Raw genomic sequence first — 19033 nt, forward strand, 5'->3', positions numbered from 1 at the left:
GATCCACCGTCGAGGGAGACCGCGTGACCCCGCCCGGCAGCCGGCCCAACATCCTCCTGCTCATGGCAGACCAGCTCAGCGCCTTCGGCACCGGCCCGTACGGCAACACGGACGTCCTGACCCCGAATCTCGACGACCTCGCCGCCCGGGGCACGGTCCTGTCCAACGCGTACTGCAACGCGCCGCTGTGCGTACCGTCGCGGGCCGCGCTGATGACCGGCCGGCTGCCCAGCGACGTCCCCTCCAACGACAACGCCGAGGAGTTCCCCACCTCGGTACCGACCTTCGCGCACACGCTGCGTCGCGCCGGCTATCGCACCATCCTCGCCGGGAAGATGCACTTCGTCGGTCCGGACCAGCTGCACGGCTTCGAGGAGCGGCTGACCACCGACATCTTCCCGCCGGACCTGACCTGGACCCGCCCCTGGGAGGAGCAGGGCGACCCACCCCGGCTCTCCGGCGCGCAACAGAACGGCGGCCGGGAGTACCTGGACATCCTGCGGTCGTCCGGGACGCTGCCGTGGACCTACCAGATGCACTACGACGAGGAGGTCCGCTTCGCCGCGCTGCAACGGCTGCGGGAGCTCTCCCTCGCCACCGACGACCGGGCCGACGAGCCGTGGCTCATGGTCGCCTCGTTCACCCAGCCCCACGACCCGTACGTGGCCCCGCCCGAATACTGGAACCGGTACGAGGGACGCCCGATCACGCTGCCCGACCCGCCCCCCACGGACGTGCCGCCGCACCCGCTGGACGTCTGGGTCAACTCCTACCACGGGGTGGACCGGGGCACCGTCACCGACGAGACCACGTACCTGGCCCGACGCGGCTACTACGCGATGACCAGCTACATCGACGACGTCGTCGGCAGCTTCATGAGCGAGCTGGAGCGCTTCGGTGTCCTCGACAACACGGTGGTGGTGTTCACCAGCGACCACGGCGACCAGCTCGGCGAGCACGGGATGTACTTCAAACGGACGATGCGGGAATGGTCGGTGCGGGTACCACTGATCATGGCTGGCCCCGGCGTCGCGGCCAGCCACCGGGTGCGGACCCCGGTGTCCCTGGTCGACCTGCATCCCACCCTGGCCGACCTCGCCGGGACCCGGCCACCGGAGTGGGTCAGCGACCACTTCGCCGGCACCAGCCTGGCCACGGCCGTGCGGGAACGGTCCGAGGTGGTCGCCGGGCATCCCGGGGTGGTCATCGAGAACTCCGCCGAGGGGACGCTGCGCCCGGTCCGGGCGGTGGTCCGCGACCACCACAAGCTCGTCTACGCCCGCGACCTGCCCGACCAGCTCTACGACCTGCGCGCCGACCCGCAGGAGCTGACCAACCTGGCCGAGGAGCAGGGGCACGACGAGGTGCGGCTCCGGCTGCGGGAGCGGGCCCTCACCGGATGGGACCCTGAACTGGCCGAGAAGGAGATGGTGGCCAGCCAACGGATGCGGACGTACCTGGGTGAGGCGTTACGGCACGGCCGGCACACCTCGTGGGCGTACGAACCCAGGGTCGACGCCGCCCACCGGTGGATCCGCAGCACCGACGACGACCCGTGGGATCCGTTGTGCGGTTTCTGACCCGGTGCCGGTGGGCGGCACACCGCCCACCGGGCCGGCAGGATCAGCGGGCGGCGGGCCGCCTCGCCGGCCTGGGACGGGATGGGCGGCACGCCGGAAGCCGAGATGACCGGTGGTGCTGACGGACGACCCGCCGGGCCACGAGGGAGGAGCCATGTCGACGAGCGGGTCGGGCCTGCGGAACCGGCGACGGTTCCCCCGGCGGGTCTACGGCCACGGGACCGAACCCGATCCGAGGTTCAGCCTCGCCAACGAACGCACGTTCCTGGCCTGGATCCGCACCTCCCTGGCCCTCGTCGCCGCCGGTGTCGCGCTCACCGCGATCCAGGTGCCCGTCTCGGCGGCCTTCCGCTTCGCCGCCGCGCTGCTGCTCGCGCTCCTCGGCGTGGCCGCAGCCTGCCAGGGGTGGATCGGGTGGATGCGGACCGAGCGGGCGCTGCGGGAGCACCGGGCGCTCGCCGGGCCGTCGCTGGGCGTGCTGCTCGCCGCGGGCGTGGTGACCACGACCGTGCTCGTGGCGGCGGGCGTGGTGTGGTGAGCCCCAGCGCGCCCTTCGACACCGGGCTCCAGGCCGAGCGAACCCTGCTGGCCTGGCGTCGGACCTGCCTCTCCCTCGCGCTGGGTGGCGCCGTCGCGACCCGCGTCACGGTCGACCGGCTCGGCGCGGTCGCGGTCCTGGCCGGCCTGCTCGCCCTGACCGTGGCGGTCGGCGCCTGGGTCACCGCCACGGTGCGCTACCGGCGCGCCCACCACGCACTCACCGCGGAGCGGTCCCACCTCGGTCTCGGTGGAGCGACCATGGCGGCCACCACCGGTTCCGCCGTCCTGCTGGCCCTGCTCTCGGTGGCGCTCCTGGTCACGGGCTGATCCCCTCCGGCGGCGGAAGGCCACCAGGTGGCGTGACGGCCCTCGGTCGTCACGCCACCGGCCCCTGGTGTCAGATCTGGTTCTCACCGCCGTCGACGTACAGGTTGGCGCCGAGCATGAAACTGCTGTCAGCGGAGGCGAGGAAGGCCACGGCGGCCGCGACCTCGTCGGTGCGCCCCATCCGTCCGATGGCGATCCGGGCCGCCTCGTTGGCCTTGAACGCCACCGCGTTCTCCTCACCCACCAGTTCGGTGATGCCGGACGTGTCGATCGGCCCGGGTGAGATGGCGTTCACCCGGATGCCGCGAGGCCTGAGCTCGTTCGCCCAGGCGCGGGTGAACGTCCGCAGGGCGGCCTTCGACGCCGCGTAGGCACCGAAGCCGGCGGTGCCGCGATCGGCGGCGGTGGAGGCGTTGATGATCACCGAAGCGCCGTCGTTCAGGATCGGGAGCGCCTTCTGCACCGTGAAGACGGTGCCCTTGACGTTGACCCCGAAGATCTGGTCGATGTCCTGCTCGGTGATCGTCTCGATGGTCGCGAACGAGGCGGTGGCCGCGTTGGCGAACAGCACGTCCAGTCCGTGGCCGCGAGCCGCGACGCTCTCGTAGAGCCGGTCCAGGTCGTCCGGGTTCGTGATGTCGCCCGGTACCGCCGTCACGCCCGGGCCGATGGCCCGCACGGCCGCGTCCAGCTCGGCCTCGCGCCGGCCGGTGACGAACACGTGCGCGCCCTCGGCCACCAGTCGGGCGGCGGTGGCCCGGCCGATCCCCCGGGTGCCGCCGCCGGTGACGACGGCGGTCTTGCCTTCCAGCCTACGCATCGCTGACCTCCCACAATTTCGGCACCGATCGGTGCCGAATGCGACCGTAGCACTTCGGCACCGATCGGTGCACAAGAGGTACGATGCGGAGGTGGAGAAGGCGCAACTGGGTCGGCCGCGGGCGTTCGACGCCGAGGCGGCGCTGCAGAAGGCGATGACGGTCTTCTGGGCGCAGGGCTACGAGGGAGCCAGCCTCGTCGCCCTGACCGAGGCCATGGGCATCTCCCGCAAGAGCATGTACGCGGCCTTCGGCAACAAGGAACAGCTCTTCCACAAGGCGCTGCAACGCTACGAGGAAGGCCCCGGCGCCTACGTCATCCAGGCGCTGCGGGCACCCACCGCCCGCGAGGTGGCCACCGTGTTCCTCACCGGCTCGGTCCAGGCCAACACCCGACCCGGATGCCCCGCCGGCTGCCTCGGCGTGCAGGGCGCGCTGGTCGTCGGCGAGACCGGGCAGGCCGCACGGGACACCCTGGCCGCCTGGCGCGCCCGAGGCCAGATGCACCTGCGCGACCGGTTCCACCGCGCCGTCGAGGAGGGTGACCTGCCGCCCGAAGCCGATCCGGACCTGATCGCCCGTTTCGTCATGACGATCGCGAACGGCATGGCCGTCCAGGCGACGGGCGGCGCGACCCGCGACGATCTCCAACGCGTGGCCGACGCCGCCCTACGGCACTGGCCACCGACCTGACAGGCCCCGCTGACCGCCGGCAGCTCGATCGAGCGATCCGCGAGTGTCCGCATGGCCCAGCCTCCGGGCCCGTTCGCATACCGGCGGCCGGGTAAGGGGTCAGCGGACCCCGGAGGGGGCTCGGAGCAGCCGCTCGACCACGTCGGTCAGGGTGGCCACCGCCGGGCCGTTCGGGGTGGTGACCACCACGAGGTGATGGCGGGTGGTCCGCATGGTGGCCAGGGCCTCGTAGGCGAGCGTCGAGCCGTCGAGCACGAGGACGTCGCGCATCACCTCCTCGGCGGTCTGGTCGTCCGGCTGGTCCATGGTGTCGCGCACGTGGACCACGCCGACGGCCGCGCCGTCGCGCAGGACGACCACCCGCAGGTGACCGGTGTCGCGGGCCACCGCGCGGACCGTCAGCACAGTGTCGGCCGTCCCCACCGCGGTCAGGCCACGCTCCGGGCTGGTGAGGTCGGCCAGGGTGAGTTGGTCGAGGTCGAGGGCCTCGGTGAGTTGCGCGGAGTACGACGCGTCGAGCGCGCCGACGTTGGCCGAGTGCTCGACCAGGTGGCGCAGATCGGCGGCGTTCTGGCCGGTGGCGATGGTGTCCCGGGGCTCCACGCCGACCCGGCGCAGGCACCAGTTGGCGCTGGAGTTGAGGGCCCGCAGCATCGGGCGGGTGAACCACATGAAGGCGCGCATCGGCAGCGCCAGGGCGACGGCGGTCCTCTCCGGGTGGGCGATCGCGTACGACTTGGGGGCCATCTCCCCGATGACCAGGTGCAGGAAGGTCACGACCAGCAACGCCAGGGCGAAACCGGCCGCGTCGGCCGTCCAGCCGGGTGCGCCCCAGGACAGGAACAGCGGAGTCAGCGCGTAGTTGACAGCCGGTTTGGTGACCGCCCCGAGCCCGAGCGCGCAGGCGGTGATACCGAGCTGGCACCCGGCCAACAGCACCGTCAGCTCGTCGAAGCTGCGCACCGCCGCCCGGGCCGACCGGCTGTGTTCGGAACGCGCGTCGAGGCGGTGCCGACGCACCGCCAGCAACGCGAACTCGGCGGCCACGAAGAAGGCGCTGAGCACGATCAGCACGACGGTGACGGCCACCACCACCCACGGGTTACCCATCAGTGGTTCTCCTCCGTCCGCAGCAGGACCAGCGACGGGACGTGCCGCTCCAACTCCAGCACCTCGAGTGTCAGGGCGACCTCGCCGAGGCTCAGCCGGGCCACGGCGCCGGGGGCGGGCAGTTCGCCGAGCAGTTCGATGACCAGGCCGGCGAGGGTCTCGCTGTCCGATTCGGGCAGGTCATGCCCGATGGCGCGCTCGACCTCGTCCAGCGGCAGCGTGCCGACCAGTTCCCAGGCGCCGTCCACCGCGACCAGACCGGCTGGCGACGTGGGTGCGGGGACGTCGTGCTCGTCCTCGATCTCCCCCACCAGTTCCTCGGCAAGGTCCTCCACGGTCACCACGCCGGCCAGCCCGCCGTGCTCGTCGAGCACACAGGCGAGCTGGTCCTTCCGCTCGGCGAGGGTCTGCACGACCCGGGGCAGTGGCATCGAGGTCGGGATCAGCACCGGCGGCCGCATGATGTCGGCCACCGTGCCGGCACCGTCGCGGTCGACGGTGAGCAGGTCGGCGAGGTGCACCACCCCGATCACGCCGTCGCGGTCGTCGAGCACCGGATAGCGCGAGTGGCCGCCGGCGATCTTGGTCCAGAGTGCCTTGGTGGTCAGGTCAGGCTCCACGACATCCACCCGGGTCCGCGGGACCATCGCGTGGGCGGCGTCGCGGTCAGGGAAGTCGAGCACCCGGTCGAGCAGCATCCACAGCTCGGCGGGCAGGTCCCCGGAGTCGCGGGAATCGCTGACGATGTGTTCGAGGTCGCGGCGGCTGGCGGCGTGTTCCACGTCGTGCACCGGTTCCAAGCCGAACAGGCGCAGCAGGGCATTGGAGGACTTGTCGAAGAAGGCGATCAGCCACCCGAACACCCGGAGGTAGATCTGGGTGGATCCGGCCAGCCAGAGGGCCACCGGCTCGGGCCGTGAGATGGCGAGGTTCTTGGCGAACAACTCGCCGAACAGCATCTGCACGAAGGTCGAGAGCAGCAGCGCGGCCACCGTGCCGACGGCGACGCCGACGCCGGTCGGGACACCGACCCCGCCGAGGGCGGTGCCGACCGACTCACCGATCAACGGTTCGGCGACGTAGCCGACCAGCAGGGCGGTCACGGTGATCCCGAGCTGGGCGCCGGACAGCATGAACGAGGTCCGGCGGGTCACGTCCAGTGCTCGCCTGGCGGCGGCATCACCCGCTGCGGCCCGGGCCTTGAGCCGCGACCGGTCCACGGCCATGTACGCGAACTCCTGCGCCACGAAGTAGCCGGTGGCCGCAGTGATCGCCAACACCACCAGCAGCCCCAGGAGGAGGCTCAGCACCCACACGGGGCCACGCTCCTGACGGGGGTGGCGCCACACATGTCAGGCCCGCAGCGGCGGGCCAGTGGTCTCGGACGGTGGCCGTCGCCCATCGGGTCGTGCTCCTCCTCGTGTCAGCAGTGATCGCAGTGTGGCATGGCTACCTGGCAGAAACCTGACAATTCCGGGCCTGACTGTCCCCGACCCTTCTCCTGATCCTTTCGAGGCCGCGGCGGGGCGATCCGGTGCAGGCCCACCGGTCGGCAGCCAGCCGCGTGGAACGCCCCGCAGTTGCTCGTCCCGTTCCGTCGACGCGGCCACCCTGGTCGCCTCGTACCTGGCGACGACCGCCCGCAGATCGTCTTCGGAGTGGTGGCTGACCCGAGGAAGCCCACGAGGCCAGGCGGTCACCGCTGCGGTTCGAGGGCGGCGCCGGCCCAGAAGGCGACCACGACGACCGCGAGGGTCGCGACGAGCAGCAGACCATCGGTCCAGGTGAACCTCAGAGCGGCGAGCCGCAGCCGGCGGCCCGCGGGGTTGGCGCCGCCGGTGAGCGTGAAGCCGCGGGTTTCGAGGGCCTCGACGGTGGTCCGGGTGCGTTTGGCGGTGTTGAGGAACAGCGGGTAGAAGGACTGCACGGCGACAGCGCCGATCCGGCGCATGGTTCTCCAGCCGAGCAGACCGTGCCCCGCTGGTGGGGCTCCGCGCAGCCGGTGCCCGTCGATGATGGTCTGCAGTTCGTCGATCAGGAGCGGGATCATCCGGTAGGCGTAGGAGACCCCGAACCCGATGACCGCCGGCGCCCGCAGCGCGGCCAGGCCGTCGGAGAGCTTCTCCGGGTCGAGCGAGACGAACGCGGCCATGCTCGCGAGCGAGATGATGGCGAGTTTCAGGGACACCTCCACCAGGCCCTCGATGGCGCTGGTGTTGCCGCCGAAGACGAAGACCATGACGCCGAGGTAGGCGACCTGACCGAGCAGCCCGAACAGGAACAGGCCCAGCAGCAGCGGCCCGATCCGGGCGGCGAGGGCGCTGCCGAGCGCGACGACGCCCAGGATGATCAGGGTCGGCTCGGAGTAGGTGAGCCAGGGGGCCACCGCGAGCAGCACGTACCAGCCGAGGACCGCCCGTGGGTCCCGGCGGGCGAGGAAGCCGCCGCGGGTGGCGTAGGCGACCCGCATCAGCTCGACCTTCACCCACTCCACCGAGGCGCGGTCGCGGCCCTTGCGCCTGCGGTCCCGTTCGGTCGTGGCGTCGGCTACGGCGGCGGTCATGGGATGTCCTTGCTGGTGGGGCGGAGCCGGTCGACGAGTTCGGGCACGCTGAGGGGTACGGGTGACAGGCCGAGGGCGTCGCCGAGCTGGGCGACCTGGGGTGGGACCAGGCGGGCCCGCCGGAGGGTCCGCGGGTCGGCGAAGAGGGTGGCGGGGTCGGTGTCGGCGATGATCGTGCCCTGGTCCAGCACGACGACCCGGTCGGCCCACTCGGCCACCAGGTGCATGTCGTGGGTGGCCACGACGGTGCAGCGGATCTGTCCCGACAGCGCCGTGAGCAGGCCGATGACGTCGTCGCGGGAGCGCAGGTCGAGGGAGGACGTCGGCTCGTCGAGCAGGAGCAGCCGTGGTCGCATGGCCAGGGCGACCGCGAGGGTGGCGCGGCGCTGCTGGCCGCCGGAGAGCATCCGGCCGTCACGATCTTGCAGGTCGGTGAGGTTCATCCGGGCCAGGACCCGGTCGACGATGTCCTGCGTGTCGGGCAGCCGGCGACCGGCCGGGAACATGGCGACGTCGCCTCGGATGCTGTCCTGGAGGAACATCTCCTCGGGGCGCTGCACCAGGTAGCAGACGCTGGTGGCGAGCTCGGCCGCGGTCATCGACCGGGTGTCGTGACCGTCGACGACGACGCGGCCCGCCGACGGCACGGCCAGCCCGGCCAGCACCGAGAGCAGGGTCGACTTGCCGGCCCCGTTCGTCCCGACCAGCGCGACCCGCTCGCCGTCGTACAGTCGCAGCGACAGCCCGTCGACGACCGTGGAGCGGCCTCCACCGACCGCGATGTAGCCGTGGGTCACCGCATCCAGCTCGGCGACCAGGTCCCGGGCGTGCCGCGCGGGACGGATCGGTGGCGGAGCCACCCGGTCGGTGCGGTGTCCGCCGAGCAGCTCGGCGGCCGCCGCGACGGTCAGCGGCGCCGGCCGGTGCCCGGCGGCGACCGCGGGGACCAGGGCCCGGGTGGCGGCGACGACCTGGGGCGCCGGAATGTCGGCGGCCTCAAGATCCTCGATGCGCGACAGCGCCTCGGCCACCGGCAGGTGCCAGCGGACCGCGCCGTCGGCCATCAGCACCACCGACCTGGCGTACCGGGCGACCAGCTCGGCGTGGTGCTCGATCACGATGACGGTGATCCCGAGCTCGGTGTTGAGCCGGGTCAGGTGCTCGTAGATGGCGGTGGCCCGCTGTGGGTCGACCTCGGCGGCGGGTTCGTCGACGACCAGGATGGTCGGGGCCAGCGCCAGCGCTCCGGCCAGCGCGGTCAGGTGTTGCTGGCCGCCGGAGAGCTGCCAGGTGTAGTGCCCCGCGAGATGTGAGATGTCCAGCGAGGCCAGGGCGGCGTCGGCGCGCCGCGCCCAGTCCGGGTGCCCGAAGTTGATCGGGGCGAACGCGACGTCGTCGCGGACCCGGGGGCGGACGAGCTGGTTGCCGAAGTCCTGGAAGACGTAGCCGACCTGGTTGGCGATCTCGCCCACGGTACGGTCGGCCGTGGGCCTGCCCTGGATGCGGACCGTCCCGGAGATGTCGCCGTTCCAGAAGTGCGGGATCAGGCCGTTGAAGGTCTTGCACAGGGTGGTCTTTCCCGATCCGTTGCCGCCGACCACGGCCACGAAGTCGCCGCTGCCGATGGTGAGGTCCACGCCCCGCAGCGACTCGGCGGCGGCTCCGGGGTAGCGGAAGCGGAGGTTGCGTATCTCGATCGCGGGCAGGTCCGGCACGGGGTCGCTCGCCCGCTGCTCGTCGACGGCCGTTGGTGTGGTCATCGGGTTCAGGCCCGGTCGGAGCTGCGGGGCTCGACGGTCGCGGCAGACCTGCTGCGAAGCGCCTTGATCACGATGAGGGCCCCGAAGCCGACCGCCGCGGCGATCAGGATCGCGATCCAGAGGTAGAAGTCCCCGAACTGGTCGATGTAGTCGGGCTCGAACGCGCCGAAGGTGCCGATGCCCTCCCGGCCGACGAACTCCTCCCACTGGGCGAACATGGTGATCGCGCCGGCGACCAGGACGACGAGCGCGCCGACGACCCAGATGTTGACGCCCCAGGGGCCCCGCATCGCCGGCGGGTTCTGCGGGTCACGCGGACGCAGGCCCATGATCGGCTCGATCTTGCCGTAGAGGCGCGGGGCGAGCCACATGGCCGGGAGCGCGCCGAAGAGGGCGCCGGAGAGGATCACCGTGATGACGATGTCGGATCCCTCGATGAACAGCAGCGCGGAGTAGAGCCCGTCGGCGTCCTCCAGGGTCTCGGGGTCGATGCCGACCACGACCTTGAGGATGTCGACGGCGGCGCCGGTCAGCTTGTCGATCAGCACCATCACCACCGGGGCGACGGCCAGTTGCTTGAGGCTGCGGGGGTTCCTGACCAGCGTGCCGGCCACGAAGATCGCCAGCGCGGTCTGCAGGAACCCTTCCAGCTCGCCGAATCCGCCGAAGTCGCCGAGCAGCATGTCGGCAAAGACCAGCTCGCCCAGCGGGGCTCCCAGCGCGACCCAGAACGGGTTCAGCAGGGCGGCGAGGACCACCGCGATGAACGCGAAGTACGACACGCCGATCTGGAAGGGACCGGCTTCGAGCTCGGGGATGATCTGGCAGACGAGGTCGCCGACGCCGTACAGCGTCATCGACAGCACGAGGATCATCAGCTTCTGGGAACCGGACAGCTCGCCGCCGCCGGCCAACCTCCCGCGAAAGTCGTTCGCGGTGTCGGGAATGGACATGTGCCGTGCCTTTCCGAGGAGGGGTGTGGGGGGTGCTACGGGCGGACGCGCCCCGGCGCGCCGTCGCGCGGGGTGCGGGGGCGCAGGTGGAGGGCGTCGATCAGGTCGCCCATCTCCTCGACGACGAGGTCGGGGCGCTGGGGGGAGGTCGGGTCGGCGAGGATCGCGTCGATCTCCGCGTCGGCGGTTCGTCCGCCACGGACGATCACCGCGGTGCCGACGCCACCGCCGCGGGCGGAGACGACGTCGTTGGCGGGCTTGTCGCCGACGAAGACGGCCCGGGTCGGGTCGGCGCCGAGCGCCCGGCAGGCGGTGACGGCGACCAGCGCGTCGGGCTTGCGGCGGCCGAGTTCGTCGGAGTAGACGCTGGCGCCGACCAGGTGACCGAGCCCGAACGTGGCGAGCTTCTCACGCACGCCGCGTCCGCTGACGGTGTTGGAGACGATGCCGATCGGTACCCCCGCCGCGTGGGCTGCCTCGCAGAGTTCCACCACCCCGGGGCGCACGGTCGAGACCGACTTGGCCCGGCCCCAGGCGATGCTCAGCGCGTGGGCTTCGGCCCGCAGCCAGGAGCGCACCCCGCTCGTCTCGCCGGCGATCCGCGCCTCCACCAGGGGGCCGGCGAGGTCGACCCAGTAGGTGTGCGGGTCGATCTCGGGAACGGTGCCGTCCTCGGCCTGCGCGTGGCGGGTCTTCTTCCACCTCTTGTGCGCCGCGATCGTCTCGACGACCACGTCCTCGGCGTCGGTGTCCGTGAGGTGCCAGCCGGCCCGGCGCAGGCCGGTGGCGAGGTGGTGGGCGAAGGCACGGCGGCCGTCGGCGTCGCTGGTGGAGGTCGAGATGACGCCACCGTGGTCGAGCAGGAGGGCGCTCGGGAGCGTGGTCTCGGCCAGGGCGTCAGGCGTGGGCGCGGTGGTGGAGGTGCCGGGCGCGGTGTCGAATGACCCGGGCATGGTGTTGGAGGTGCCGGGCGCGGTGTCGAATGACCCGGGCATGGTGGCGAACGTGCCCGGCACGGTGGCCCGGAGCAGGGGGACCAGGCCCTCCGGCGTGTCGAAGACGGCGTCGGGCACGTCGGCGACCGGAAAGGGGACCCGGTCGGTGGAGTGGTGCCGGGTGAGCATCACCGCCGCGACCCCCGCCCGCCGGGCGCAGGTGACGTCCCGGTCGAAGGTGTCCCCGACGTACCAGGTGCGCGGGGCGGTGGTGCCGAGCGCGTTCGCCGCGAGCTCGATGATGTCCGGGTTGGGTTTGCGGATGCCGACCTCGTCGGAGTAGACCTGCACGCCGAAGCGGTCGGTCAGCCCGTGGCGGTCGATCAGCGTGCGGTGGGCCCGGCCGCCGTGGGCGTTGGAGACGATCCCGACGGGGACACCGAGTGCGGCGGCGAGGTCGAGCAGGTCGGGGATGCCGGGGCGGATGGTGTGCTCCGCTGTGGCCAGGGTGATCCACTCCTGGAGTTCCCCCGCTTCCCCGACGAGCACCTCGCGGGCGGCCGCGGGCAGCGGGGAGGCGTAGAAGTCGCGCCAGATCTCGCGGTGGGTCAGTTCACGCGGGTGCAGCCGGCGGCTGGAGGCGTTCTTCCAGTCGCTGATCGCTGTCTTGCCGCCTTCGAGGACCGGCACCAGCGTGTCCGGGCTGATCGTGTGGCCGGCGCGGGCAAGCAGCGCGGAGACGTGCGCGGCGAACTCGGCCACCGCCTCGGGCCGCTTGCGCGTCTGGAAGACGACACCGCCGAAGTCGAGCAGGAGGGCCTCGGGTCGGACGGTCAGGTCGGGCGTCGAAGGTGGGGTCACGATTGAGGAAGGTAGGAACGGAAGGTTGCGGGGTGGGAGCCCCGCACACGCCCCGAAGGTGAACGGCATGTGAGCATCTGGAACGTTCCAGTCGAGCCGGATGGCCGGTGGAGGGTAGAAAGGGGGACGTGAGCACCTCCCGGGAGGCGGCGGCGACCGCTCGCCGCAAGCGGCCTACCATCCTCGACATCGCCGAACGAGCGGGCGTGTCGAAGTCACTGGTCTCCCTCGCGCTGCGCAACGACCTCGGCGTCGGGGTCCAGACACGGGAACGGATCCTCCAGGTCGCCGAGGAGATCGGCTACCGGCCGCACGTACTCGCGCGGGCACTGCGCGAGCGCCGCACCATGCGGCTCGGGGTCGCGCTGACCAGCCTGGAGAACCCGTACCACACCGAGGTCTTCGCCGCCGTCGAGGACGCCGCCGACGGGGCGGGACTGTCGGTCCTGCTGGCCCACGGCAAGCGGGCGGGCGGACACCTGGAGGAGCGGATCAACGCGCTGCTCGACCTCAACCTCGACGGCATCGTGGTGATCTCCTCCTGGGCCGACCCCGCGATGCTGCAGACCGTCTCCCGGCGGGCCCCCGTGGTGATGATCGGACGGTCCCTGGAGCCGGTGGACGGCATCGACTCGGTCAACAACGACGACGAGGCGGGCGCGGCGCTGGTCGTCGGACACCTGGCCGCCCGAGGCCACTCGAAGATCCTGCACCTCACCTCGTCGCTGCGGCCCGCCGGACTGGCCCGACGCCACGGCTACGAGGCCGCGATGCGGGCCCACGGGCTCGAGGCCCACATCCGGGTACTCGCCCGCACGCGCGGCGGGGCGCTGCAACCCGATCTCGACGCCGCCCTGGCGGACGGGTACGACGCCGTCTTCGCCCGCAACGACGTCGAGGCCGCCGACGTCCTCGACCACGCGTGGGACCACGGCCTCGCCGTGCCCACCGACCTGGCGGTCGTCGGATACGACGACTCGATGCTCGCCCGCCGCGCCCGCCCTCGCCTCACCAGCGTGCACCAACCCCGCCAGGCCATGGGCGCGCGCGCCGTCGAACTGCTCATCGAGCGGATCGACGGCCGACTGGAGGACCGCCACGAGGTGCTCTCCCCCCATCTCGTCATCCGGGAAAGCGCCCCCCAGGCGTGACCCGTCAGCCGGATCGCCGGCAGGCCGGCCTGTGGAGGCCTGCGGTGTCGGAGCCGCCCCAGAGACGTGGAGAGACGACGCCGGGCCGGCCGGGCGCTGTGAAGCACCCGACCGGCCCGGCAGAAGAGGTCAGCCCGCGCGGCGGGCCACCAGCCAACCGGCCACCGCCAGCGCGGCACCGAGAGCGACCACCACCAGCGAGTCCACCACCACCAGGCCGACGAGCACCAGCACCGCCCCGCCAACCGACAGCGCCAACGCCTTCGGATCACGCCGACCCGCCCGCTGCACGTCCTTCACCACGTCGTTTCCTCTCCTTGGACCGGCGACGCAGGGTCAGATCTAGTACTCCAGCCGCAGTTGCCTCATCTGAAGTTTCAGCAGCTCATCGGCATGATCGATGTCGGAGTTGAGTCCGCCACGCAGCTGCGGATGTCGATGCTATTCGGTGGGCGGTTTGCGTGGTCGCACTGTCTGTCTGTTGTGGCCAGTCGCAGTGCGGGCAGGCTTCCGTGTTTGTGTTGATCGATGAGATTGTGGGCTGGCGGGCGGGTCTGGATGATCTGCTGGCGCGGTTCGCGCACCGGTTCGGGCGGGCGGAGCCGCGCCGGCAGGCGCTGACCTACCTGATCGGGTTGTTGTCACCCCTGGCCAGCAAGAACGGCTGGACCCTGGCCGAGGCCGCGGGCGACGCGACGCCGGATCGGATGCAGCGGCTGCTCAACCGGTCGGCGTGGGACCCGGACGCGGTCCGCGATGACCTGTTCGCCTACGTGTCCGAGCACCTCGGCGACGACGACGGGGTGCTGATCGTCGACGAGACCGGCTTCCTGAAGAAGGGCATCAAGTCGGCCGGGGTGCAGCGTCAGTACTCGGGCACGGCCGGGCGGACGGAGAACTGCCAGCTCGGGGTGTTCCTGGCCTATGCCAGCCCGGCCGGGCGCACGCTGATCGACCGGGAGTTGTATCTGCCCCGCGGCTGGTGCGACGACCCCGCCCGCCGCGAGGAAGCCGGCATCGCAGCGAACATCGGGTTCGCCACGAAACCCGCTCTGGGCCTGCGGATGCTCGAACGCGCCATTACCGCCGGCCTGTCGGCGAGGTGGGTCACCGCGGACGAGGCCTACGGACAGGACTCGAAGTTCCGGACCTGGCTGCAGCAGCACCGGATGGGCTACGTGCTTGCCGTGCCCTGCAACCAGCGGGTCCCGACCACGATGGGCAGCTCCCGCCCGGACGTCCTCGCCGCCAACGCGCCGGGCCTGGCGTGGAAGCGGCGCAGTTGCGGCGACGGCGCCAAGGGACCACGACTCTATGACTGGGCCGTGGCCTCCCTGCCCGGCACGGTTGACGGATTCGGCCACTGGCTGCTGATCCGACGCAGCATCACCAACCCCACGGACCTGGCCTACTACCTGTGCTTCGGCCCCGCGGGCACCCAAGACGAGCAGCTGATCCGGGTCGCCGGGACCCGTTGGGCGATCGAGGAGTGCTTCCAGACCGCCAAGACCGAGGTCGGCCTCGATCACTATCAGGTGCGTAGGTACGACGCCTGGTACCGGCACATAACTCTCGTTCTGTGCGCCCACGCCTACCTCGCCATCACCGCCGCGCAGGCCAAAAAGGGGGCGCCGAATCCGATGATGGCCTCATTCCTCTTAGAGGTCCTAACAAAGTCGTGCGACGTGTCGGTACGTGATGATGCAGGTGGCGAGGGCGAGGAAGGCTTCGTGGATGTCGTCACGGCGTTCCCACCGGATGCGTAGGCGTTTCATGCCGTGGTACCAGGCGATGGTTCTCTCGACCACCCACCTGGATACGCCCAGACCGGAGCCGTGGGGTTGACCGCGGCGGGCGATCCGCGGCCGGATGCCCTTGGCGCGTACGGCCCGGCGGTACTTGTCGTGGTCGTACGCACGATCGGCGAAGAGCTGGTTGGGGTGCTGGCGGGGTCGGCCACGGCGGCCCCGGACCGGCGGGATCTTGTCGATCAGCGGGAGCAGTTGGGTGACGTCGTGGCGGTTGCCGCCGGTCAACGCGACGGCCAGGGGGATGCCGGCGCCCTCGGTCAGGACGTGATGCTTCGAGCCCGGGCGGGCGCGGTCGACCGGGCTCGGGCCGCTTTTGGGCCACGCCGGGCGGCCCGCACATGCGAGGAGTCGATCACGGCGCGAGACCAGTCGAGTTTCCCGGCCGCCTGCAGCTCGGCCAGCAGCAGCTCGTGCAGCCGCTGCCACACTCCGGCCCGGTTCCACTCCTCCAGGCGCCGCCAGCAGGTCATTCCCGAGCCGAATCCCAGTTCTTGGGGCAAGAACTCCCACTGGATGCCCGTGTGCAGCACGAACAAGATCCCGCACAGCACCTGCCGATCCGGGATCCGCCTGCGCCCCGGGTGCCGAGGATTGCGCTCAGGCTTGGGCAGCAACGGCTCGATGCGCTGCCACAGCCCGTCCGGCACGATCCACGGCGGCTGCTCACCACGCCTCACGGCCCGACATCGTAGATCGTCCTCTAGAGAGGACGAAAGACCCAGAGATCATTTTGTTAGGACCTCTTACTCTCGGTGAGGTCCGACGTCTCCTGGCACACCTGATCACCACCGTCCGACCCTTCGACTACATCCATCGATGGTCACGATGGCGACGCCGACACCAGTGCCGCGCCAGAACAGCCCACTACCAGCGAAGACTCCAACTTCATCAGGTGCGGCTGGAGTACTAGGAGGCAGCCCCAACCCGTTGATCAGGGGTCAGCGGTGAGGAACACGGAAGGGTAGCCCTGCTCCACGCAGAGCGGAACACCACGATGGCGGGCCGTCAGCCGGGCCGCGTCCCGCGCCGGGTACTCGACCTCCACCACCACACACTCGCCGAAGCGGACGTAACGCCCATGAATGATCACGTCGCGACGCTGCCACCAGTCGACGGCGGCACCGATCTGGTCGTTCCACGCGTCCAGCCGCCACGCGGGATACGCGGCGTCGACGAACCGGACCGCCACCCGCGGCACCACCGCCCGAACCTCAGCCTCGACGCCGGCCGTGGGAACCCGGTGCACCAGCAGGAACCCACCCGGCAGGTCAAGGGACACCCCGGCATACGCGTCCGGCCACCGACGCGGGCCCAGCATGTCGACGATCTCGGCAGCCGTCATCAACTCCTCCTGCCCGGGCCAGTACGACTGGTCAGGCAGCGGGGCCCGCGACACGGAGGGCCGCGACAGCGCCGGGACAGCGGACGTGGCGCCCTCAGCCACGACCAACACCACGGGTACCGCCAGCAAGGCGGCCAGACGTCGTCGCACGGTCGGACTCCTCCGCTCCGGACAGCCGCCACCCACGGCAGCACGCACCAGGGACAACGACCCGACCGGACATCAGGCATCTCCCCATCCCAACCTCACCGGCCGGAACTCGGGAACCATCACGTGTGCGACAGTGATCCATGCCGTTGAGGACACACCACCTGAGAACGTCGATCGCCGTATCCGACATCCAGCGGGCGGTCGCGTTCTACGAAGGCAGACTCGGCCTCCAACCGCTGCACTCCGGCCCCAGCGCCACCATCACCGACGGCAGCCGCGTCTACGGCTCGGGTGGCGTAGCGGCACTGAACGTGTACCAGTCAGCCACCGCCGGAAAGACACCGGCGACACTGGCCACCTGGTACGTGGACGACCTCGACCAGATCGTCGACGAACTGGTCTCGTCCGGCGTCGAGTTCATCCGCTACGACCACCTCGACCACGACGCCAGAGGGATCACCACCCGGGCCGGCGGTGGACGCATCGCCTGGTTCCAGGATCCAGACGGCAACACCTTCGCCCTCGAAGCCGACGCCTGAGAATGCCTCGCGGTCGAAGCGTCATCCACGGTCGAAGCGGGCGGCCAGCACAGCGGCATGCCGGTCGTACAAGACGGTGAACTGGGACGTCAGACCTCTTCCAGCACGCACCTGCTCTCACCCCTGTATCGCCACCCACGCCGTTTCGAGTTCATGTGGTCCCGCAGCAGCCTCCAGCACTCCAGCCGTGGCTGACGTATGGGTCGGCGGAGGTCGTGGTGAGGTCGAGCCGTGGGCCAGGACGAAAGGCCCCGCCGATGAGCCGGACGACGCCGCCCGGCTCATCACACGCGGCGATGAGCACCCTCCAGCGGGGCGCCCGGCATCAGGCCTGCCGACGGCGCATCGTGTATCCGGCATGGTGCAGGGTGTCCCCCTCGAACTGACCGAAGGCCCAGAACCCGAGGTCGTCGAGGTATTCGATCCGGTCGCCGGTGATCCAGTAGCGGCCCTGGTACGCGTGCGGGCGCCCGCCCCGGGTCTCGTCGTAGCGGCCGTCGGCGGTGAGTTCCTGGTGCAGGAAGTCCGACGTGTCGATCCAGACGCCGACCCGGTCCGGATCGACGCGGCCCATGCCGCCGTCGTCGGTGCCGGTGGCCGCCGAGCCCTTGCCGGGGGTCAGCACGGCCCCGTCCCAGACGAGCGGCACACCGTCACGCAGGACGGCGCGCAGCCGCCCCGGAGCCGTCAGTGCGACACCCACCGCGGCGGTCAGGTCCGGCGCGTCGGCATCGTCCACGACGACGAGGTGCGCCGGGGCACCCGGGCCGAGCGTGCCTGGACCCTCTGCGTGCACCGTGCCGGTGAGTGCGGCGGTCAGGTCGACGACGGCGGGCAGGATCGTCGTGCCCGTGGCGGGCACCACCACCATGCCGTCGTCGGCGGCGGCGGTGACGAGCCCCGGGCCGACGCCGACGATGAGCCCACCGCCGATCAGCACGTCGGCGTGCTCCAGGGTCCCGATGACCGGGTGGAGCGTGTGCACGGTGGCGTCCGTCAGCAGCAGCGGCCGTCCCCCGCTGGTCAGCACGGCGTCGAGGTCGGTGGCGGTGAAGGTGACAGGTGCGTTCGTCATGTGTTCCACCTTCGCTCTGGCGCGGGCGTTGCAGCAGGTCGCGCCCTTCCTGGTAGTGCGGGGACCAGGCTCGTGGCGGCCGGGCTGCCGACGAGCGGCGCTCAGGGTTGGGGCGAAGGGTCGTCCGCTCCGGACGACGGGACCGCGGGGATCGCCGACTGCGGGTCGACGCCGGCGAACGCCAGCGCGATGACGAACCCGGCGACCTCCTCCAGTTGGCGCGCCCGGTCCAGCCCGCCGACCACGGCGGGAACGCCTCCGACGTCGCGTACGAGCGAGCCGACCACCTCCAGCGCCCGCGGCTCGTCCCCGCACATCGCGACCGTGACCGGTGACGACGCGGGTGCCGTCCACCGCGTCGAGGGGAACAGGTGGAACGCCTTGACCACGTGGGCGCCGGGGGCGAGGTCGGCGACGTGCTGCGCGATCGCGCGGCCGGACTCCGTCCGCAGCACGCCGACGCCATGCTCGACCGCGTTCGTCGGATCGATGAGCGGTACACCGGCGAGCGACCCGGCGGGTGCACCGGCTGCCGTGAGGGTGTCGGCGACGCCCTCCCAGTGCACGGCGAGCAGGACGACGTCGGCGTCCACGGCGACGTCGGGTAGCCGCCGGGCCCGGGCCCCGGACGCCTTCGCCGCCACTTCCGCGCGCTCGGGCGAACGCCCGCCGATGCTGATGTCATGTCCGGCCCGGGTCCAGCCGAGGGCGAGCGCCGTGGCGAGGGTGCCGGTGCCGAGAATTCCGATACGCATGGCGTCAGACCCTAGGAAATCCGATGCGTACCGATCAGAGCGTCACGCACCGCCCGGTGCGCGTCGGCCG

At 71.3% G+C, this 19033-nt stretch carries 17 protein-coding genes and 2 pseudogenes; 7 read left to right on the top strand and 12 right to left on the bottom strand.

From position 1 onward, the window contains the following. Positions 1 to 23: 23 nt before the first annotated feature. The 3 genes from betC to ACQUFX_RS11990 all read left to right on the top strand — a co-directional run bounded on the left by betC (position 24) and on the right by ACQUFX_RS11990 (position 2447). Positions 24 to 1580, top strand: coding sequence for a choline-sulfatase (betC, locus tag ACQUFX_RS11980; RefSeq protein ID WP_428966091.1), 1557 nt, complete (start codon positions 24 to 26; stop codon positions 1578 to 1580). Positions 1581 to 1734: 154 nt separating this feature from the next. Further along, positions 1735 to 2118 (top strand): YidH family protein, encoded by a 384-nt coding sequence (locus ACQUFX_RS11985; RefSeq protein WP_428966092.1) that lies wholly within the window; start codon positions 1735 to 1737, stop codon positions 2116 to 2118. Beyond that, complete coding sequence (locus ACQUFX_RS11990) at positions 2115 to 2447, top strand: DUF202 domain-containing protein (protein ID WP_428966093.1); 333 nt, start codon at positions 2115 to 2117, stop codon at positions 2445 to 2447. Before ACQUFX_RS11985 ends, ACQUFX_RS11990 begins: the two co-directional genes overlap by 4 nt. Positions 2448 to 2517: 70 nt before the next feature. Here ACQUFX_RS11990 and ACQUFX_RS11995 read toward each other — a convergent pair whose 3' ends face one another. Then, positions 2518 to 3267, bottom strand: coding sequence for an SDR family NAD(P)-dependent oxidoreductase (locus tag ACQUFX_RS11995; RefSeq protein ID WP_428966094.1), 750 nt, complete (start codon positions 3265 to 3267; stop codon positions 2518 to 2520). Positions 3268 to 3358: 91 nt separating this feature from the next. Here ACQUFX_RS11995 and ACQUFX_RS12000 point away from each other — a divergent pair, with 91 nt between their 5' ends. Continuing rightward, a complete protein-coding gene (locus tag ACQUFX_RS12000; RefSeq protein WP_428966095.1) occupies positions 3359 to 3958 on the top strand; it encodes a TetR/AcrR family transcriptional regulator in 600 nt (199 codons plus the stop codon). A gap of 99 nt (positions 3959 to 4057) precedes the next feature. Here the strand turns inward: ACQUFX_RS12000 and ACQUFX_RS12005 are convergent, their stop codons facing one another. From ACQUFX_RS12005 to ACQUFX_RS12030, 6 genes are all read right to left on the bottom strand, one after another. Beyond that, positions 4058 to 5068: a hemolysin family protein gene (locus tag ACQUFX_RS12005; protein WP_428966096.1), complete on the bottom strand. Its 1011-nt coding sequence runs from the start codon at positions 5066 to 5068 to the stop codon at positions 4058 to 4060. Continuing rightward, positions 5068 to 6384: a hemolysin family protein gene (locus ACQUFX_RS12010; RefSeq protein WP_428966097.1), complete on the bottom strand. Its 1317-nt coding sequence runs from the start codon at positions 6382 to 6384 to the stop codon at positions 5068 to 5070. The genes ACQUFX_RS12005 and ACQUFX_RS12010 overlap by 1 nt, the downstream gene beginning before the upstream one ends. 380 nt (positions 6385 to 6764) lie before the next feature. Continuing rightward, complete coding sequence (locus tag ACQUFX_RS12015) at positions 6765 to 7631, bottom strand: energy-coupling factor transporter transmembrane component T family protein (protein WP_428966098.1); 867 nt, start codon at positions 7629 to 7631, stop codon at positions 6765 to 6767. Then, positions 7628 to 9391: an ABC transporter ATP-binding protein gene (locus tag ACQUFX_RS12020; RefSeq protein WP_428966099.1), complete on the bottom strand. Its 1764-nt coding sequence runs from the start codon at positions 9389 to 9391 to the stop codon at positions 7628 to 7630. Before ACQUFX_RS12020 ends, ACQUFX_RS12015 begins: the two co-directional genes overlap by 4 nt. Before the next feature lie 5 nt (positions 9392 to 9396). Further along, positions 9397 to 10344 (bottom strand): hypothetical protein, encoded by a 948-nt coding sequence (locus ACQUFX_RS12025; protein ID WP_428966100.1) that lies wholly within the window; start codon positions 10342 to 10344, stop codon positions 9397 to 9399. A gap of 35 nt (positions 10345 to 10379) precedes the next feature. Then, positions 10380 to 12140 carry an HAD family hydrolase gene (locus ACQUFX_RS12030; RefSeq protein ID WP_428966101.1) on the bottom strand — a complete coding sequence of 587 codons (1761 nt, stop codon included), beginning with the start codon at positions 12138 to 12140 and terminating at the stop codon, positions 10380 to 10382. Positions 12141 to 12268: 128 nt separating this feature from the next. Here ACQUFX_RS12030 and ACQUFX_RS12035 point away from each other — a divergent pair, with 128 nt between their 5' ends. Continuing rightward, positions 12269 to 13291, top strand: a complete 1023-nt coding sequence (locus ACQUFX_RS12035) for a LacI family DNA-binding transcriptional regulator (protein ID WP_428966102.1) — start codon at positions 12269 to 12271, stop codon at positions 13289 to 13291. Between the two features lie 129 nt (positions 13292 to 13420). Here the strand turns inward: ACQUFX_RS12035 and ACQUFX_RS12040 are convergent, their stop codons facing one another. Further along, positions 13421 to 13594: a hypothetical protein gene (locus ACQUFX_RS12040; protein ID WP_428966103.1), complete on the bottom strand. Its 174-nt coding sequence runs from the start codon at positions 13592 to 13594 to the stop codon at positions 13421 to 13423. A gap of 215 nt (positions 13595 to 13809) precedes the next feature. Between ACQUFX_RS12040 and ACQUFX_RS12045 the strand changes: the two are divergent. Continuing rightward, positions 13810 to 14934: pseudogene (locus ACQUFX_RS12045) on the top strand (IS701 family transposase); the annotation flags it as partial. Positions 14935 to 14958: 24 nt separating this feature from the next. On the opposite strand, the pseudogene ACQUFX_RS12050 reads toward ACQUFX_RS12045, so the two are convergent. Then, positions 14959 to 15779: pseudogene (locus ACQUFX_RS12050) on the bottom strand (IS5 family transposase). Between the two features lie 254 nt (positions 15780 to 16033). Then, positions 16034 to 16594 carry a hypothetical protein gene (locus tag ACQUFX_RS12055; RefSeq protein WP_428966104.1) on the bottom strand — a complete coding sequence of 187 codons (561 nt, stop codon included), beginning with the start codon at positions 16592 to 16594 and terminating at the stop codon, positions 16034 to 16036. Positions 16595 to 16734: 140 nt separating this feature from the next. Between ACQUFX_RS12055 and ACQUFX_RS12060 the strand changes: the two genes are divergently transcribed. After that, on the top strand, positions 16735 to 17133 hold the full coding sequence (locus tag ACQUFX_RS12060) for a VOC family protein (RefSeq protein ID WP_428966105.1): 399 nt from the start codon (positions 16735 to 16737) through the stop codon (positions 17131 to 17133). A gap of 325 nt (positions 17134 to 17458) precedes the next feature. Here ACQUFX_RS12060 and ACQUFX_RS12065 read toward each other — a convergent pair whose 3' ends face one another. Together ACQUFX_RS12065 and ACQUFX_RS12070 are read right to left on the bottom strand one after the other, a co-directional pair. Continuing rightward, on the bottom strand, positions 17459 to 18208 hold the full coding sequence (locus tag ACQUFX_RS12065) for an Atu4866 domain-containing protein (RefSeq protein WP_428966106.1): 750 nt from the start codon (positions 18206 to 18208) through the stop codon (positions 17459 to 17461). 101 nt (positions 18209 to 18309) lie between these two features. Further along, positions 18310 to 18963, bottom strand: a complete 654-nt coding sequence (locus tag ACQUFX_RS12070) for an NADPH-dependent F420 reductase (RefSeq protein ID WP_428966107.1) — start codon at positions 18961 to 18963, stop codon at positions 18310 to 18312. Between the last annotated feature and the right edge of the window lie 70 nt (positions 18964 to 19033).

It is taken from the genome of Micromonospora fluostatini (assembly GCF_050410825.1).
Lineage (GTDB): Bacteria > Actinomycetota > Actinomycetes > Mycobacteriales > Micromonosporaceae > Micromonospora > Micromonospora rosaria.

What these genes read in the sequence shown, in the direction of transcription:
- ACQUFX_RS11985 (WP_428966092.1), top strand. Translation starts at nt 1,735, where the DNA reads ATGTCGACGAGCGGGTCGGGCCTGCGGAACCGGCGACGGTTCCCCCGG.
- ACQUFX_RS11995 (WP_428966094.1), bottom strand. Translation starts at nt 3,267, where the DNA reads ATGCGTAGGCTGGAAGGCAAGACCGCCGTCGTCACCGGCGGCGGCACC.
- ACQUFX_RS12005 (WP_428966096.1), bottom strand. Translation starts at nt 5,068, where the DNA reads ATGGGTAACCCGTGGGTGGTGGTGGCCGTCACCGTCGTGCTGATCGTG.
- ACQUFX_RS12015 (WP_428966098.1), bottom strand. Translation starts at nt 7,631, where the DNA reads ATGACCGCCGCCGTAGCCGACGCCACGACCGAACGGGACCGCAGGCGC.
- ACQUFX_RS12020 (WP_428966099.1), bottom strand. Translation starts at nt 9,391, where the DNA reads ATGACCACACCAACGGCCGTCGACGAGCAGCGGGCGAGCGACCCCGTG.
- ACQUFX_RS12025 (WP_428966100.1), bottom strand. Translation starts at nt 10,344, where the DNA reads ATGTCCATTCCCGACACCGCGAACGACTTTCGCGGGAGGTTGGCCGGC.
- ACQUFX_RS12060 (WP_428966105.1), top strand. Translation starts at nt 16,735, where the DNA reads ATGCCGTTGAGGACACACCACCTGAGAACGTCGATCGCCGTATCCGAC.
- ACQUFX_RS12065 (WP_428966106.1), bottom strand. Translation starts at nt 18,208, where the DNA reads ATGACGAACGCACCTGTCACCTTCACCGCCACCGACCTCGACGCCGTG.
- ACQUFX_RS12070 (WP_428966107.1), bottom strand. Translation starts at nt 18,963, where the DNA reads ATGCGTATCGGAATTCTCGGCACCGGCACCCTCGCCACGGCGCTCGCC.